Origin of the sequence: Nonomuraea sp. NPDC059007 (assembly GCF_042740555.1) — a bacterium.
Lineage (GTDB): Bacteria > Actinomycetota > Actinomycetes > Streptosporangiales > Streptosporangiaceae > Nonomuraea.
The window spans coordinates 34,919-49,379 of record NZ_JBHYJD010000024.1; the positions used below are offsets into that span (position 1 = coordinate 34,919).

General features: G+C 71.8%; 17 protein-coding genes. 9 read left to right on the top strand and 8 right to left on the bottom strand.

The window, feature by feature from the left end; genetic code table 11:
• Positions 1-70 precede the first annotated feature (70 nt).
• The 3 genes from ACFWY5_RS33420 (at position 71) to ACFWY5_RS33430 (ending at position 2,641) form a co-directional block, all read left to right on the top strand.
• The gene (locus tag ACFWY5_RS33420; protein ID WP_379636607.1) at positions 71-1,156 is read left to right on the top strand and encodes a serine hydrolase domain-containing protein; all 1,086 of its coding nucleotides are present in this window, start codon (positions 71-73) and stop codon (positions 1,154-1,156) included.
• A 134-nt stretch (positions 1,157-1,290) separates the two neighbouring features.
• Positions 1,291-2,016, top strand: a complete 726-nt coding sequence (locus ACFWY5_RS33425; RefSeq protein ID WP_379611735.1) for a LuxR C-terminal-related transcriptional regulator — start codon at positions 1,291-1,293, stop codon at positions 2,014-2,016.
• A 70-nt stretch (positions 2,017-2,086) separates the two neighbouring features.
• Positions 2,087-2,641, top strand: coding sequence for a hypothetical protein (locus ACFWY5_RS33430; RefSeq protein WP_379636609.1), 555 nt, complete (start codon positions 2,087-2,089; stop codon positions 2,639-2,641).
• On the opposite strand, the gene ACFWY5_RS33435 is transcribed toward ACFWY5_RS33430, so the two are convergent.
• On the bottom strand, positions 2,583-3,779 hold the full coding sequence (locus ACFWY5_RS33435) for a cytochrome P450 (RefSeq protein ID WP_379611737.1): 1,197 nt from the start codon (positions 3,777-3,779) through the stop codon (positions 2,583-2,585). The genes ACFWY5_RS33430 and ACFWY5_RS33435 overlap by 59 nt on opposite strands.
• A gap of 29 nt (positions 3,780-3,808) precedes the next feature.
• Positions 3,809-4,714: an AraC family transcriptional regulator gene (locus ACFWY5_RS33440; RefSeq protein WP_379636611.1), complete on the bottom strand. Its 906-nt coding sequence runs from the start codon at positions 4,712-4,714 to the stop codon at positions 3,809-3,811.
• 82 nt (positions 4,715-4,796) lie between these two features.
• On the opposite strand from ACFWY5_RS33440, the gene ACFWY5_RS33445 reads away from it, so the two are divergent.
• Positions 4,797-5,618: an NAD(P)H-binding protein gene (locus ACFWY5_RS33445; RefSeq protein WP_379636613.1), complete on the top strand. Its 822-nt coding sequence runs from the start codon at positions 4,797-4,799 to the stop codon at positions 5,616-5,618.
• Positions 5,619-5,700: 82 nt separating this feature from the next.
• Positions 5,701-6,102 (top strand): hypothetical protein, encoded by a 402-nt coding sequence (locus ACFWY5_RS33450; protein ID WP_379636615.1) that lies wholly within the window; start codon positions 5,701-5,703, stop codon positions 6,100-6,102.
• Here ACFWY5_RS33450 and ACFWY5_RS33455 read toward each other — a convergent pair.
• From ACFWY5_RS33455 to ACFWY5_RS33465, 3 genes are read right to left on the bottom strand one after another with little or no spacing between them, the layout of a single operon-like run.
• Positions 6,033-8,738: a LuxR C-terminal-related transcriptional regulator gene (locus ACFWY5_RS33455; protein ID WP_379636617.1), complete on the bottom strand. Its 2,706-nt coding sequence runs from the start codon at positions 8,736-8,738 to the stop codon at positions 6,033-6,035. The genes ACFWY5_RS33450 and ACFWY5_RS33455 overlap by 70 nt on opposite strands.
• A gap of 3 nt (positions 8,739-8,741) precedes the next feature.
• The gene (locus ACFWY5_RS33460) at positions 8,742-9,047 is read right to left on the bottom strand and encodes a winged helix-turn-helix domain-containing protein (RefSeq protein ID WP_379636619.1); all 306 of its coding nucleotides are present in this window, start codon (positions 9,045-9,047) and stop codon (positions 8,742-8,744) included.
• A complete protein-coding gene (locus tag ACFWY5_RS33465; RefSeq protein ID WP_379636621.1) occupies positions 9,047-9,511 on the bottom strand; it encodes a hypothetical protein in 465 nt (154 codons plus the stop codon). Before ACFWY5_RS33465 ends, ACFWY5_RS33460 begins: the two co-directional genes overlap by 1 nt.
• Before the next feature lie 236 nt (positions 9,512-9,747).
• On the opposite strand from ACFWY5_RS33465, the gene ACFWY5_RS33470 reads away from it, so the two are divergent.
• The 3 genes from ACFWY5_RS33470 (at position 9,748) to ACFWY5_RS33480 (ending at position 12,197) form a co-directional block, all read left to right on the top strand.
• Complete coding sequence (locus ACFWY5_RS33470; protein ID WP_379636623.1) at positions 9,748-11,301, top strand: glycosyl hydrolase family 18 protein; 1,554 nt, start codon at positions 9,748-9,750, stop codon at positions 11,299-11,301.
• A 42-nt stretch (positions 11,302-11,343) separates the two neighbouring features.
• On the top strand, positions 11,344-11,916 hold the full coding sequence (locus ACFWY5_RS33475; protein ID WP_379636625.1) for a TetR/AcrR family transcriptional regulator: 573 nt from the start codon (positions 11,344-11,346) through the stop codon (positions 11,914-11,916).
• 92 nt (positions 11,917-12,008) lie between these two features.
• Positions 12,009-12,197 (top strand): DUF5708 family protein, encoded by a 189-nt coding sequence (locus tag ACFWY5_RS33480; RefSeq protein WP_379611747.1) that lies wholly within the window; start codon positions 12,009-12,011, stop codon positions 12,195-12,197.
• On the opposite strand, the gene ACFWY5_RS33485 is transcribed toward ACFWY5_RS33480, so the two are convergent.
• Positions 12,161-12,706, bottom strand: a complete 546-nt coding sequence (locus tag ACFWY5_RS33485; protein WP_379611748.1) for a dihydrofolate reductase family protein — start codon at positions 12,704-12,706, stop codon at positions 12,161-12,163. The two genes, ACFWY5_RS33480 and ACFWY5_RS33485, sit on opposite strands and share 37 nt — an antisense overlap.
• Positions 12,707-12,741: 35 nt before the next feature.
• Complete coding sequence (locus ACFWY5_RS33490) at positions 12,742-13,191, bottom strand: winged helix-turn-helix domain-containing protein (protein ID WP_379636627.1); 450 nt, start codon at positions 13,189-13,191, stop codon at positions 12,742-12,744.
• 75 nt (positions 13,192-13,266) lie between these two features.
• On the opposite strand from ACFWY5_RS33490, the gene ACFWY5_RS33495 reads away from it, so the two are divergent.
• Positions 13,267-13,650 carry an ACT domain-containing protein gene (locus ACFWY5_RS33495; protein WP_379611751.1) on the top strand — a complete coding sequence of 128 codons (384 nt, stop codon included), beginning with the start codon at positions 13,267-13,269 and terminating at the stop codon, positions 13,648-13,650.
• Here the strand turns inward: ACFWY5_RS33495 and ACFWY5_RS33500 are convergent.
• On the bottom strand, positions 13,647-14,456 hold the full coding sequence (locus ACFWY5_RS33500; protein WP_379636629.1) for a YybH family protein: 810 nt from the start codon (positions 14,454-14,456) through the stop codon (positions 13,647-13,649). The two genes, ACFWY5_RS33495 and ACFWY5_RS33500, sit on opposite strands and share 4 nt — an antisense overlap.
• Positions 14,457-14,461: the final 5 nt, after the last annotated feature.

The following is a 14,461-nucleotide window of genomic DNA, read 5'->3' on the forward strand; positions in this document are numbered from 1 at the left end:
GCCGTGACTGTGGCGCGGGTGGGTGCCGCGGGAAGGTCGAGGTACCTCTTCGACCCCCAAGGAGCACCGAATGCCTCGCCGCCTGCTGGCCCTTGTGATCGCCGTTCCCGTCGCCCTGGCGCCCGTGGCGCCCGCGTTCGCCGTTGCCGCGCCCTCTTTGCAGACCCGGCTGGATCAGCTGACCGCCGCGCCGGAGTTCGCTGGCGCGGTGGCGTACGTGCGGGATCGGGATGGCAAGGCTCGTACCGTCAAGGCAGGTACGGCGGAGCGTGGCACCCGCAAGCCGATGCCCGGTGCGGACGGGCGGTTCAGGGTCGCCAGTGTCAGCAAGCCGATCATCGCGGCCACGGTGCTGAAGCTGGCCGATCAGGGGAAAGTGGAGCTGGACGAACCGGTCGAGCGTTATCTGCCCGGTGTGGTTCATGGCAAGGGGATCGACGGGCGGGAGATCACCGTCCGGATGCTTCTGCGGCAAACCAGCGGGCTGGCCGACTTCTCCGCCGCCGCCGACTGGTCGAAGATCGGGAAGCAGGATCTGCTCAAGCTGGCGCTGACCCTCGATCCCACGCCTCGGGGGAGGTTCGCCTACTCCAACACCAACTACCTGGTTCTCGGGATGGTCATCCAGGCGGCCACCGGGCGGGACTTCCGGGCGGTCAGCCGGGAGCTGGTGTTCGAGCCGCTCGGCATGCGCGACACCTACTGGCCCGCCAAGGGCGAGACCAAGATCCGGGGGCCGCACGCGCACGCTTACGGCGTGCATCCGCTCCGGCCCAAGGACGGGGTTGTCGATGTGACCCGGTTGCCCGGCTATGAGTTCGGTCCGAGCGGCGGGCTGGTGTCCACGCCGCGCGACCTCGACCGGTTCTGGCGGGCCAGGTCGGTGAAGGCGGACCGGTTCGTGCCGGTGGCGGATCCGGGCTGGCCCAAGGGTTCGCGCTACGGCCACGGCGTGATGGAGATCCCGCTCAGCTGCGGCCCGATGTGGGGGCACGCCGGTGACCTCCCGGGCACCTCCACCTTCAGCGGGCGGGACCGCTCGGGGCGCACGGCGACCGTGTACGTGACGGGGACGGCCAACGGCAAGCCGCGTGCCCGCCTCATCGCCGCCTTCGACACCGCCCTCTGCGGCGTCGAAGGCGGCGGCAAAAGCTGATCTCGGGTAAAGCGGCCGCGTGCACGCGGAGGTCCAGGGAATAGCGGCCGCGTGCAGGGTCGCTGATCTCGGGGAACGGTGGCCCGCCGTACAGTGAAACGCCCTGTGAGAGGGTCGGGGGACAAGGGGGGCACGTGGAGGAGCGGGCGTCACTCGGGCGGCTCGCCCGGCAGCTCGAAGAGATCGTCGGTGAGCTGCGCGGCCTGCCCGTCGAGGTCGAGCGGCTTGAGGACAGCGAGCAGGTCAGGCTGCGCATCACGGAGCTGGCGCGGACCTCGCGTGAGCTGCGGGCCATGCAGCCCATCGGCGCCACGGACACCGGGCGCGCCGAGCAGCGCAACCGGCGCGAGGTGCTCGACTCGCTGGAGCGCGGCATGACGATGCGGACGGTCGTGCACGCCAGTGTCCTGGACGATCCGCGCAAGGCGGCCCGGCTCCGGGAACTGCACGCGGCCGGGGACCAGCACCGTGTCATCGACGAGCCGATCCAGCAGATGCTCGTGTTTGATCGTGCGGTGGCTTTCGTAAGGATCACGCCGGTCGACGGATCGCCCGGCGCGCTGCTGATCAGGCAGCAGAGCATGATCAGCATTCTGATCGCGCTGTTCGAGCAGACCTGGGCCAGGGCCAGGGAGGTCACCGATCCGGTGCCCAAGCTGAGCCCGCGTGAGCGCGAGGTGCTCGCGCTGATCGCGGAGGGCCGCTCCAACAGTGCCGTGGCCCGTGCGCTGTCGATCTCCGAGGCGGCCGTCGGCAAGCACGTGGCCGGGGTGTTCGCCAAGCTCGGCCTGCCCGCCACCGACGACGTCAACCGGCGCGTACTGGCGGTGCTCGCCTTTGTCCGGGGAGCGGTGAGGTAGGGCGAGCACTACCTCACCCTCGGCCCAGCCCCCGCGCGCGGACCTCGCGGCGAAGCCTTCAATGAAGGGCATGCAGCGTATGTCTGGATTGCTGGTGGGCGCCGTCTTCGGCGCGGTGTTCGTCGTCGTCAACGCGCAGGAGCCGCTCGGCGGGGCGGTGGCGGCCGTTCTGCGGGTTCTCGCCGGCCTCGCCGCCGCGAGCGTCGTGGCGATGTGGTTCGTGGCGGTCAGGAGGGAGCGGCCCGTACGGGAGCAGGGGCCGGGCATGTTCGGGAAGGGTTACCTCGTCGTCGTGGCGGCGGAGGCGGTGCTGCTCTTCGGCGGCCTGCGGGTGCTGGCCGCGTGGGGAGTGCCGGCCCAGGCCAACGTGGCCTGGGTGGCGTTCGTCGTCGGTGTGCACTTCGTCGCGCTGGCGCCGATCTGGAAGGACTGGGCCATCGCGGTGCCCGGCGCGGTGCTGACCGTGCTCGGCGTGGCCGGGCTGGTCATGGCCGCCACGGCGGGCCTGGCCTGGGTGCCGTTCGTCAGCGGGGTGCTGTCGGGGGCGGTACTGCTGGCCGGGAGCGTCACGTTCGGGTGGAGGGCGATCCGGTCCGCACCGGCAGGCGTTCCAGTCCGTGCATGAGCATGCCGGGGCGCCACGTGACCTCGGCCGAGGCGAGTTCCAGGTCGGGGAAGCGCTCCAGCAGATGCCTGAAGGCGATCTCGCCCTCGACGCGGGCCAGCGGCGCGCCCAGGCAGTAGTGGATGCCGTGGCCGAAGGCCAGGTGCTGGCCGGGATCGCGGGTGACGTCGAGTTCGTCGGCCCGCTCGTACTGCCCGGCGTCGCGGTTGGCCGACAGCAGGGAGACCAGGACGAGCGCTCCGGCCGGGATGTCGGTGCCGCCGATCGTCACCGGTTCGGTGGTGAAGCGGTAGGTGGAGGTGCTGAGGGGGCCGTCGAAGCGTAAGAACTCCTCGACTGCCTGCGGCACCAGGGCCGGGTCGGCGCGCAGGGCGGCGAACTGGTCGGGACGGCTCAGCAGCGCGAGCATGCCGTTGGCGATCAGGTGCACGGTCGTCTCGTGCCCGGCGACGAGCAGCAGCCACGACGTGCTGACCAGCTCGGACTCGGTCATCCGGGTCTGGACCATGGCGCTGATCAGGTCGTCGCCCGGGTTGTCGCGCTTGGCGGCGCACAGCTCGCCCAGGTAGGCGATGGTGGCCTGGGCGGCGGCCACCACCTCGCCGGGGTCGAGCGCGGAACCCTCGATCGTGGTGTTGGACCAGCGGATCACCTGGGGCCAGTCGGGCTCGGGGATGCCGAGCAGTTCGCCGACGACCATGGCGGGCAGCTGGACCGCGTACTCCTTGATCAGGTCGAACTCGCCGCCCAGCCCGTCGAGGAGGCCGGAGCTGAGCTCCTCGATCCTGGGGCGCATCGCACGGACGCGACCGGCGGTGAAGGCCTTGACGACCAGGCGGCGCAGGCGTTCGTGGTCGGGCGGGTCGGAGAAGAGCATGTTGTCGGGGACCACGGCGGCGGCGCCGCTGCTGTCGCCGCCCTCGATCTCGTTGGCCTTCATGATGTGGGGATTGCGGGGGAAGTCCTTGCTCAGGCGCGGGTCGTTGAGCGCGGCCCTGACGTCCTCGTACCTGGTCACCAGCCATACCCGGACGCCCTGGGAGGTGACGGTGTGGGCCACGGGCTGCTCTCGCCTGAGCTTGGCGTAGACGCCGTGCGGGTCGCGCAGATACTCCTGATCGAACACTTTGTTGATCACGGTTGCCCCTCCGCGGTAGGGATCTCAGACTATGCCGGGTATGCGGCGGCGCGGTGTTCGCTCGGGGTGACGCCGCGCAGGCGTTTGAAGGCGACGCTGAGCGTGAAGGCGTCGGAGTAGCCGACCCTCCTGGCGATGGAGGTGAGCGTGGCGTCGGAGCCGCGCAGCAGGTCGGCGGCCACCTCGACGCGGCGGTCGGCGAGGTAGGCCATCGGCGGGCTGCCGACCCTGGCTGCGAAGCGGCGGGCCAGGGCGGCGCGGGAGACGCCGGTCTCGGCGGCCAGGTCCGCCACCGTCCACGGGCGGTCGAGCTTGTCGTGCAGCAGGCGCAGGGCCCGGTCCACCACCGGGTCCGGCTCCACGGCCGCGCCGGGGCGGTCGAACCACGCGCGCAGCGCCGCCACGAGGGCCAGGTCGAGGAGGCGGTCGAGGACGGCCTGCTGGCCGGGCCGTACCGCGGCGATCTCCTCGGAGAGGAGGTCGAGGGCCGGGTGGCGGCCGGCGGGCAGCACCAGGGCGGGCGGCAGCGCGCGCAGCAGGCGCTCGCCGATCGGGCCCTCGTAGGCGCCGCTGAGCATCAGGGCGTCGGCGTCGAGGCGCGGGCCGCAGGTGCGCGGGCCCAGGGTGAGCGCGTCGCCGAGTTCGGTGCCGTCCGCGAGCAGGCAGTAGGAGCCGGGTGTCACCATGAACCGCGGCGCGGTGCCCGGCGGGTCGGCGATCGTGTGGGTGCCGCGGACGACAGCCACGTCGCCCTGGCCGAGGCGCAGCGGTTCGCCCTCCTCCGGTACGACCCACGCCTGCCCGCGGATCATCGTGGTCAGCGTCAGCGGTGCGCCGGAGGCGAAGCCCACGGCCCACGGCGTGTCCATGACCGACCGGCCGAACGTGGCGCCGCGCGCCCGAACCCCTTCCAGCAGATCAGCAAGCGCGTCCATGCCCTTGACTCTAGACGCTGAGACATTCAGATGAGTGTCACGGCCATGGAGCGTCTGACAACGGCCGGATTGACTGGTCGGCATGAACGAACAGAATCCGATCCTGGTAGTGGGCGGCACGGGTACGACCGGCCGCCGGGTGGTGTCACTCCTGCGCGAGCGCGGGATCGCGGTGCGGGCGGGCTCCCGCTCAGGGGAGACACGTTTCGACTGGAGCGACCGGGCGACGTGGGACGCGGCGCTGGCGGGCGTGCGGGCCGTGTACGTCGTTCCGCTGGACGGGGAGCTTCTCACCCGGCCGTTCGTGGAGCGCGCGGTGGAGCTGGGCGTGCCGCGGATCGTGCTGCTGTCGGGGCGCGGCATCGACGTTCCCGGGTACGGCGACGTGACCAGCGGCGTAGGGGCCACGCACGCCGAAGGCGAGAAGGCGGTGCGCGCGTCCGGCGCCGAGTGGACGATCGTGCGCCCCGGCTGGTTCGCGCAGAACTTCAGCGAGGGCTTCTTCCACGAGGCGGTGGCCACCGGCGAGCTCAGGCTCCCGGCCGGTGACGGCGCGGTCTCCTTCGTGGACGCCGCCGACATCGCCGCGGTCGTGGCCGCCGCGCTGACCGGTGAGGGACATGCCGGGCAGGTGTACGAGCTGTCGGGGCCACGCGCGCTGACCATGGCCGAGGCGGCCGCCGCCTACTCCGCGGCGAACGGCCTGCCGCTGAGCTACGTGGACGTGGACCCGGAGGCGTTCGTGGCCGAACTGGTGAAGGAGGGCTGGCCGGTGGCCGACGCCGAGGGGTACGCCGCCGCGATCGCCCCTGCCCGCCTGGGAATGGACGCCTACCTGTCCGACGGCGTCCAGCGGGCGCTCGGCCGCCCGCCGACGGACTTCGCCGACATCGCATGGAAGTAACGGTGTCAATAACGCGTATGCGTTGCGAGGGGAAGGCGTATAGATAGCGGACATCGGCTGACCTGCGGTGTTACCTGGATGTATGCGTACCTTGCCGCTCGGTGGGTTGGTCGTCGGCGCTTTCGTCACGGCCGTGTTGTCCTGCGCGGTGGCCGCGCCGCTGTTCCCGGAGGCCGCGGCCCGGACGGCGGTGGTGGCGTTGCTGGTCGGCGCCTACTCCCTGTGGGGGCGGAGCCTGCTCGTGGCGCTGGCCGCCGCCGGAATGGCCTGGTTGTTCGTGACCGGGTTCCTGGTCAACGGCCTGGGAGTGCTGACGTTCGCCGAAGGGGACCTGGGCAGGCTCGGCGTGCTGGTGGCGGCCGGGATCGGCGGGTACGTCATCGGGGCGGCCCCGGCGGTGCGGCGGCTCGTCGTTCAGTCGTGGAGGGGCAGGCCGGCCAGCTCGGCGCGCGAGGCGACACCCAGCTTGGGGAAGGCCTTGTAGAGGTGGTGACCCACCGTGCGCGGGCTGATGAACAGCTGCGCGGCGATGTCCCGGTTGGACATTCCCTGCGCGGCCAGCCGTACGATCTGTAGCTCTTGCGGGGTCAGCCCGGCGAGCACGCCGGGGGCCGCGCGGCGGATGGTGAGACCGGTGGCGTGCAGTTCGGCGTCGGCGCGTTCGGCCCACGGCCGGGCGCCGACGCGGTCGAAGCGCTCCAGCGCCGCGGTCAGGTGCGTGCGCGCCTCCGCCTTGCGTCGGGCGCGCCGCAGCCACTCGCCGTAGAGCAGTTCGGTGCGCGCGTGCTCGAACGTCCTGCTGTCCTGCTCGTGCAGGTGAAGCGCGGCGCGATAGTGCTCCTCGGCGCCGGGCTCCAGCAGCGCGGCGCACCGCTCGGCGAGCGCGCCGACCGCGGCCCGCCGCAGCCGCCGCGCGAGCTCCGCGAATCGCCGGTACGGCTCCGCCGCCCGCTCCGGGCTGCCCAGCCGCACCGCCGCCTCCACCAGGTCGGGAGCGCACCGCTGACCGGGTAGCTGGTGACGGGCGGGGCCTTCGGCCACCCGTTCCAGGTGCTCCAGCGCCCGTTCGGCCCGTCCGTGGGCGAGGTCGAGCAGCCCGAGCGCCCAGCCGGCCCGTGGCGCGCCCGGCGAGAAGATCTTCCCGTCGGAGGACGACCTGGTCCGCGCGGCCAGGGCGCGGCAGCGCTCCTCGTTCCCCTCGATGGCCGCGAGATAGGCGAGCACGCCGGCGGACAGGCTGCTCCACTGCCACTGGCCGGTGTCCTCCGCGATCGTGAGCGCCTCGGTGGCGCTGCCCGCGGCGTCGCGGTGCCGGCCGAGCGTGCTCTCCGCGACCGCCAGGTGGTACAGGGCCGGTGGCAGCAGGCCGATCGTCCCCGCCGCCCTGCTCTCGGCGGTGACCTCGGCCATCAGGTCGTACGCCTGGTAGTCGAGGCCCGCGATGAGGCCGAGCCCGGCGATGTGCATGAGGTGGAGCGGCCGGGCGTGCCCGCGGCGGGCGGCGGCCACGACCTCGCCCATGGGCGGCAGTCCCTCCGTGGAGCGCTCCATGGCCAGCGAGACGATCCAGTCCTGGACCAGCCGGAGCGGCCCCGCTCCCCCGCCGATGGCGTCGAGCTGGTCGGCGGTGCGCGCGACCATGTCCCGGTCCCCGGCGAACCAGGCGTTGCCGACCGCGTCCATGAGCGTGCCGAGCGCGGCGTCGGGGTCGTCGTCCCTGCCCGCCGCGACCTGTTCGATGAGCACGAGGTTGGCCTGCCGGAAGGCGCCCTGCCCGGACAGGGCGGCGGCGAGCGCGCGGGCGAGCCTCCGGCTCAACGGCGTCTCGCGCGCCTCAGGGCTCGGCGGGGTGTCGTGGAGTTCGGGGCGGGCGCGTTCGGCCAGAGTGCGTGCCCGGTCCAGTTCGCCGGCGGCCAGCGCCGCCTCGGCCGCCTGGACGAACAGCCGGCCGCGGGCGGGCGGGCTGAGTTCGGCGGCGCGCTCGTAGGCGGCGGCCGCGGCGGCGTGGCCGTTGCGCTCGGCGGCCTGGGCGGCGGCGCGCTCCAGTTCTGCCGCGGCCCGCTCGTCCGTGCCGGTGGCGGCGGCGGCCAGGTGCCAGGCGCGCAGGTCGGCGCGTTCGGTCCCGGCCAGCGCGTCGGCCAGGGCGCGGTGGGCGGCGAGGCGCTGGTCGAGGGTGGCGCCCTGGTAGACGGCGGCGCGGACCAGGGGGTGACGGAAGGCGAGCCGCCGGTCGGCCTCGTCGAGGCGGATCAGGCCGGCCTCGATCGCGGGCGGCAGGTGCCGTACATCATGGGGCGCGGCGCGCAGGATCACGGCGAGTTCGCCGCTGTCGTCGGCGGCGGCGAGCAGGAGCAGTGCGCGCGTCGGCGCGGGCAGGCGGGCGACCTGACCGTGGAAGGCGGCCTGGAGCCGGTCGGTCAGGGGCAGGGGGCCGCAGGCGCCCGCGTCGAGCACGAGGGGCAGTTCGATGAGGGCGAGCGGGTTGCCGGCGGCCTCGGCCAGTACGCGGGCGCGCACGTCCGGCGCCAGCGTGGCGTCGCGCTCGTCGACCAGGGCGGCGGCGTCCTGCGGCGCGAGCCCGGTCAGGGAGAGCGAGGGCAGGCCGGGCGCGGCGAAGGCGGGCTTCCCGTCGCGGGCCGCGAAGATGATGGCGGTGGACTCGGCGCCCAGCCGCCTGGCCGCGAACAGCAGCGCCTCCGCGGAGGGCCGGTCGAGCCGATGCGCGTCGTCGACCAGGCAGAGCAGCGGCACCTCGGCGGCCAGCTCCGACAGCAGCGACAGGACGGCCAGCCCGACGAGCATCCGGTCGGCGGGTACGGCAGGCCCCAGCCCGAACGCGCTCTCCAGTGCCCGCCGCTGCGGCGCCGGCAGGCCCGCCACCCCGTCGAGCACCGGCCGGAGCAGCAGGTGGAGCCCGGCGAAGGGCAGTTCGGCCTCGAACTCGATCCCGCAGCCGCGCAGCACCCGCATGCCCGAAGCGGTGGCGGCGGCGCTGTCGAGCAGCGCGGACTTGCCGATGCCCGGCTCGCCGCGCAGGACCAGGACGCCGCTGCCGCCGGCTCGCGCGGCCCGGACGAGCCGGTCGACGGCGGCCAGTTCAGAGGAGCGTCCGTGCAGCACGGGTCACGCCCCTGCCTGCGTCTGCGCGGCGGCCACGATGCGCTGGAGGGCGGCGGCGTGGCGCTGGAAGGCCTGACGGCCCTGTGGCGTGAGCCGTACGTGGGTGCGCCTGGCTCGGCTCTCCTGGCCCTTGCGGACCTCGACGTATCCGGCTCCGGCCAGCGCGGACACCTGCTTGGACAGGGCCGAGTCGCTGGTGCCGACCGTGTCGCGGAGGAAGGCGAAGTCCACCCATTCGGCCGGGGCGAGCAGCGCCAGGACCGAGAGCCTCGCGGGCACGTGCAGGAAGTCGTCGAACTCCGGGTCCATCAGCCGTTCCTCCTCATGATCGCAAGGATGGCACGGCGGAGCAGGGGCGTGGTGGCCAGGTAGACCACGGCGACGACGGCGGCGCCCACGGTGGCCTGCGACAACAGCCCTTCGGCCGGGATCCCGAACAGGAAGAACGCGGCGATGCGCCCGATGGCGAAGAGCACGAAGAGGGCGGCGATCCACCCGGCGTGCAGCAGGTAGTCGAGGCCGGTCGGCTTCCTGCGCGCGGTGGCCCGGTGCTCCCGCACGATGCCCGTCGCCGCGTAGAGCCCCAGGCCGAGGGCGAGGGCGACGAGGTGCCAGGGCCCGGGGAGGTCGGTGCCGGCCAGGGCGGCGAAGAGGCCGAGCGCGGCGAGGAGCACGTAGGGCCGGGCGGTGGCCTGGCGGGCGATCTCCCGGCGCGTGGAGTCCTCGCCGCGCCGGATGTCGTCGAGGGCGGATCGGGCGTCGTACTCGTTCATGGCATCCCCGTTCGTCGGACTATTTTCCTGACAGGAAAGTACCATCTACTTTCCTGTGAGGAAAGTCGTCGAGGTTCCGGATGATCCTCGTCGTAGACATCGCGGTGATTTATCTCGATAATTCGGGTTAACCCGGCGCGAGCCCCCAGCCTCGCAACCCTGTTTTTCCGTCATGTCCTGTGACCTGCCGCGCACAGAAGCGGCAGAAGGGTTGTCCGCCAATGAAGCGAACGTCAATGAGGCGAGCATCGTCGCGCCTCCTCGTGCTGGCCGCATCCTTAGTCCTGGCGCTGGCCGGCGTCCTGGTCGTCCAGACCTCGGCCCAAGCAGCCAACCTCCTCGTGAACCCGGGCTTCGAGTCAGGAGCCGTGTCCCCCTGGTCGTGTACCGGCGGCCTCGGGTCGGCGGTCACGACCCCCGTGCACTCCGGCTCGCAGGCGCTGGCGGGCGCCGCGAGCGGATCCGACAACGCCAAGTGCACCCAGTCGGTGAGCGTACGGCCGAGCACCGCGTACACGCTGACCGCCTGGGTGCGCGGCAGCTACGTCTACCTCGGCGTGACCGGAGGCAGCGCCCGCTGGGCCTCCTCCACCACCTACACGCAGTTGTCGGTCTCCTTCACGACCGGCGCGAACCAGAACACGGCCGAGGTCTACCTGCACGGCTGGTACGGCCAGGGCACCTACTACGCCGACGACGTCAGCTTCGACGGCCCCGGCGGCCCGACCCCGACCCCGACCATCACCCCGACGCCCACGATCAGCCCCACCCCGACCGTTTCCCCGACCCCGACCATCTCCCCCACCGTGACGCCCACGCCGACGCCGACTGACACCACCTGCCCGGTGAAGTCGCGGCCCACCGGCAAGGTCCTGCAGGGCTACTGGGAGAACTGGGACGGCGCGATCAACGGCGTGCACCCGCCCTTCGGCTGGACCCCGATCACCGACCCGCGCATGAAGGCGCACGGCTACAACGTGATCAACGCCGCCTTCCCGGTCATCCGCTCCGACGGCACCGTGCTGTGGGAGGACGGCATGGACGTGACCGTCAAGGTCTCCACCCCGGCCGAGATGTGCCAGGCCAAGGCGGCGGGCGCGACCATCCTGATGTCCATCGGCGGCGCCGCCGCCGGCATCGACCTCAGCTCCAGCACCGTCGCCGACCGGTTCGTCGCGACCGTCGTGCCGATCCTCAAGCGCTACAACTTCGACGGCATCGACATCGACATCGAGACCGGCCTGACCGGCAGCGGCAACATCAACACGCTGTCGGCCTCGCAGTCGAACCTCATCCGCATCATCGACGGCGTGCTCGCCCAGATGCCGTCGAACTTCGGCCTGACCATGGCGCCGGAGACCGCGTACGTGACCGGCGGCAGCGTCACCTACGGCTCGATCTGGGGCGCCTACCTGCCGATCATCAAGAAGTACGCCGACAACGGCCGCCTGTGGTGGCTGAACATGCAGTACTACAACGGCAGCATGTACGGCTGCGCCGGCGACTCCTACTCGGCCGGGACCGTCCAGGGCTTCGTCGCCCAGACGACGTGCCTGAACAACGGCCTGGTCATCCAGGGGACGACGATCCGCGTGCCGTACGACAAGCAGGTTCCGGGACTGCCCGCGCAGCCCGGCGCCGGTGGCGGCTACATGTCGCCCTCGCTCGTCTCCCAGAGCTGGAACAGCTTCAGCGGTCAGCTCAAGGGCCTGATGACCTGGTCCATCAACTGGGACGGCTCCAAGAACTGGACGTTCGGCGACAACGTCAAGGCCTTGCAAGGGAGATAATCAACAGAGACGGACCGTCTCGTCTCTGATAACGTCGATCTCGTGACCCGCCGCAACGAGGCCTCCAGGCAGGCCATTCTCACGGCTGCCTTCGACCTCGTGGGCGAGATCGGCTATAGCAAGCTGAGCGTCGAGGGCATCGCTTCCCGGGCCGGGGTGGGCAAGCAGACCATCTACCGCTGGTGGCCGTCCAAGGGAGCGGTGCTCCTCGACGCTTTGCTGATGACCATGGGCGGGCCGGCCGGCGACCTGCCCGACACCGGCGACCTGGAAGCCGACCTGCGCACGATCCTGTTCGCGACCGTCGAGGAGTTCCGCGACCCCCGGCTCGACGGCGTCATGCGGGCGCTCATCGGCGAGATCGCGCACGACGCCGGTCTCGCCGCGATCTACGCCGAGCGCGTCGACGGGCCGGTGCGCGAGCTCAAGCGCCGCCGCCTGCGCGCGGCCCAGGACGCCGGCCGGCTCGACCGCGATCTCGACCTCGACGCCGCCGTCGACCTGCTGTGGGGGCCGCTGCTCAGCCGATGGCTGCAGCGCACCGGCCCCCTGGACCACGACTTCGTAACCAGGACGATCACCATGGCCCTGTCCGGCATGAGCAGAAAGATGTAGTCCGGAATCGTCAGCCCGCAGGAAGATGCACGGTGTCCTGGTCACTACCGTTCTGTCCAGACAGTCGTTTGCTGGGAACAGAAGAGGTTGACATGACATCCGCCCGCAAGACCCTCATCACCGGCCTGGTCACGTTCGCCGCCGGACTGGCGCTGTGGTTGTGGGGGCTGGACGTCGAGATCGTGGTCTTCACCCCGTCGAAGGTCGGCGTCGTCCTCATGGTGGTCGGCGGCCTCGAGGTCCTCTACGGCGTGTTCAAGGCCGTCCGCTCGACCGCGTAGGTCGTCTGGACCATCCCCGCGTTCCACGTCCTCGTCGACAGGTGCCGCAGCGAGATGTCGGCCTCCAGCGGCCCGAACAGCGGGATGCCGGTGCCGATCAGCACCGGCACCGTGCTGATCGTCAGCTCGTCGATGAGCCCCGCGCGCAGGAACGACTGGATGACCTGGCCGCCGTCGATGTACGCGGACTTGACGCCCCGCGCGTTGAGACCCTCGACCACCTCGTCCAGGCTCCGGTAGATCGTGATCCGCGGATCGTCGCTCTGCAGACCGGTGCTGAGCACCGCGACGTTCAGCCCGGTGTACGGCCAGTTCTCCTCGCCGAACCCGAGACCCGCCTCGTAGGTGCCACGGCCCATCACGATCGTGTCGATGTCGGCGATGAAGTCGTCGTAGCCGTACTCGCCGGTCGCCTCACCCCTGCTGAGCAGCCATTGGAGGTCGCCGTCGAGCCGGGCGATGAAGCCGTCGACGCTGACGCCGATGAAGACAGAAGACTTGAAACCCATGCCTTCGACCCTACGGACGGCGACCCGGGCGGGAATCAGTCGCGGTATAGGTATCTGGGCTGGACCGGCATCACGTAGCCGACGCCGCGCAGCGTGCGGATGTAGGTGGTGTTCAGGTCGGCCTGGCTCAGCCGGGAGCGCAGGCGGTAGACGGCCGACTTCACCATGTCCCGGCCGCCGGGCACGTCGCCGGTGCCCCATCCGGCCATCAGCAGCCGTCCCATCGACTGGGGCACGCCCTGGTGGGCGGCGAGCTGGGCGAGGAGCTTGAACTCGACGAACGGCAGGTCGAGGCGGTGTCCGGTGACGTAGGCGGCGTGCTCGCCCATGTCGAGGACGAGCTTGCCGGCCCGGATGACCTGGGTGGCGGGGCGGGGCCGTACCGGGGGCTGGGGCTGCGGCGGCTGGGGAGCGGCCGCCGGCTCGGGCGGGGCCGAGCGGCTGCGGATCTTCTGAAACATCGTCAGCCCGTCCATGGTCGGCATGAGCACGTCGATTGTGTCAGTTACCAGGCTATTTCGGAAAGCCGCCTCCCGCCCAGGAGCCCTAGGGTGATCCTCATGAGCTCACCCACTGCCCAGCGCCTGGGCGTCGTGCCGTCCGTGTTCGCGGTGGAGCACCTGCCCCACGCGACCTTCCCCGAGGACGACGAGTGGATCGCGCTGGTGCGCGCTCCCGAGGGCCTGACCGTGGTGCGCGAAACCTGGCCGACCGGTTCCGGCGAGCGCTGGATCGGCCTGTACGGCGGCGCCACCGCCCACGGCCTGGACACCCCCGGCATGCTGGCGGCGGTCGTGAGCCCGCTGGCCGAGGCGTCGATCCCGGTGTTCGTGGCCTCGACCTTCCACGCGGACCTGGTCCTGGTGCCCGAGCACCGCGTCCGGGAGGCCGTGGACGTCCTGGAGCGGGCCGGGCACCGGGTGGACGCCAAGAACCTCGGCTAGACCTGGGGCCGCAGGTCGGTGCGGGCCTGGCCGGTCTCCAGATCCTGCGGGTAGGACAGGTGCTGGTGGACCATCAGCCAGCGGCCGTCCCTGCGCCGGAAGATCCGCGTCGCGCGTGACCAGGTCTCGAAGCCCGCGCCGCGTACGACGTTGACGCACCAGGCCACCGCGAGGTCGTCCCCGGTCAGCACCGTCAGGCCGGGGTTGTCCAGGGTGACGCCCGGGGTCTCCAGGCCGCGGGCGCAGACCTCCCGCACGGCCTCGACGCCTCGGTACTCCAGCGGCGTCTCGTGCTCGTAGGAGACCACGTCGCCGGCGATGGTCGCCATCATGCCGTCGAGGTCGCCGGCGGCGGTCTGGCGCGACCAGGTCTCGTGCAGTTCGCGGATCTCCCGCTCGGCGTCGGCGGGCACGGTGAGCGGGAAGGAGTGGTGCTCGTGGGTGACGACCCAGCGGCCGTCCTCCTTGCGCAGGCCGATCGTGAGCCGCAGCCGGTTGTCCGGGTCCGCGGCGAACTCCCGCTCGGTGCCGCAGCGCAGCAGCGCGTGGGCGAAGGCCACGTCGTCGCCCGCCGTGACCTCCAGCGACTCGATCTCGAACACCGCCCCCGACGCCTGCCACTCGAAGAAGGGCGGCCAGGTCTCGCGGTAGGCGTCGATTCCGCGTACGCCCTGGTGGGGCGGCGGCACGTCGTACATCACGATGTCCTTGGCGTGGTCGGCGAGCACGCCTTCCAGGTCGCCGCGGTGCACCGCCTCGGCCCAGTTCTCGATCAGGGTGCGGATCCGCCGCTCGTCGGTCTTCATGGTCG

Excerpts from the sequence above, each read along its gene's own strand:
- ACFWY5_RS33420 (WP_379636607.1), top strand. The coding sequence starts at position 71 with ATGCCTCGCCGCCTGCTGGCCCTTGTGATCGCCGTTCCCGTCGCCCTG.
- ACFWY5_RS33430 (WP_379636609.1), top strand. The coding sequence starts at position 2,087 with ATGCAGCGTATGTCTGGATTGCTGGTGGGCGCCGTCTTCGGCGCGGTG.
- ACFWY5_RS33440 (WP_379636611.1), bottom strand. The coding sequence starts at position 4,714 with ATGGACGCGCTTGCTGATCTGCTGGAAGGGGTTCGGGCGCGCGGCGCC.
- ACFWY5_RS33445 (WP_379636613.1), top strand. The coding sequence starts at position 4,797 with ATGAACGAACAGAATCCGATCCTGGTAGTGGGCGGCACGGGTACGACC.
- ACFWY5_RS33450 (WP_379636615.1), top strand. The coding sequence starts at position 5,701 with ATGCGTACCTTGCCGCTCGGTGGGTTGGTCGTCGGCGCTTTCGTCACG.
- ACFWY5_RS33460 (WP_379636619.1), bottom strand. The coding sequence starts at position 9,047 with ATGGACCCGGAGTTCGACGACTTCCTGCACGTGCCCGCGAGGCTCTCG.
- ACFWY5_RS33465 (WP_379636621.1), bottom strand. The coding sequence starts at position 9,511 with ATGAACGAGTACGACGCCCGATCCGCCCTCGACGACATCCGGCGCGGC.
- ACFWY5_RS33470 (WP_379636623.1), top strand. The coding sequence starts at position 9,748 with ATGAGGCGAGCATCGTCGCGCCTCCTCGTGCTGGCCGCATCCTTAGTC.
- ACFWY5_RS33480 (WP_379611747.1), top strand. The coding sequence starts at position 12,009 with ATGACATCCGCCCGCAAGACCCTCATCACCGGCCTGGTCACGTTCGCC.
- ACFWY5_RS33485 (WP_379611748.1), bottom strand. The coding sequence starts at position 12,706 with ATGGGTTTCAAGTCTTCTGTCTTCATCGGCGTCAGCGTCGACGGCTTC.
- ACFWY5_RS33490 (WP_379636627.1), bottom strand. The coding sequence starts at position 13,191 with ATGCCGACCATGGACGGGCTGACGATGTTTCAGAAGATCCGCAGCCGC.
- ACFWY5_RS33495 (WP_379611751.1), top strand. The coding sequence starts at position 13,267 with ATGAGCTCACCCACTGCCCAGCGCCTGGGCGTCGTGCCGTCCGTGTTC.
- ACFWY5_RS33500 (WP_379636629.1), bottom strand. The coding sequence starts at position 14,456 with ATGAAGACCGACGAGCGGCGGATCCGCACCCTGATCGAGAACTGGGCC.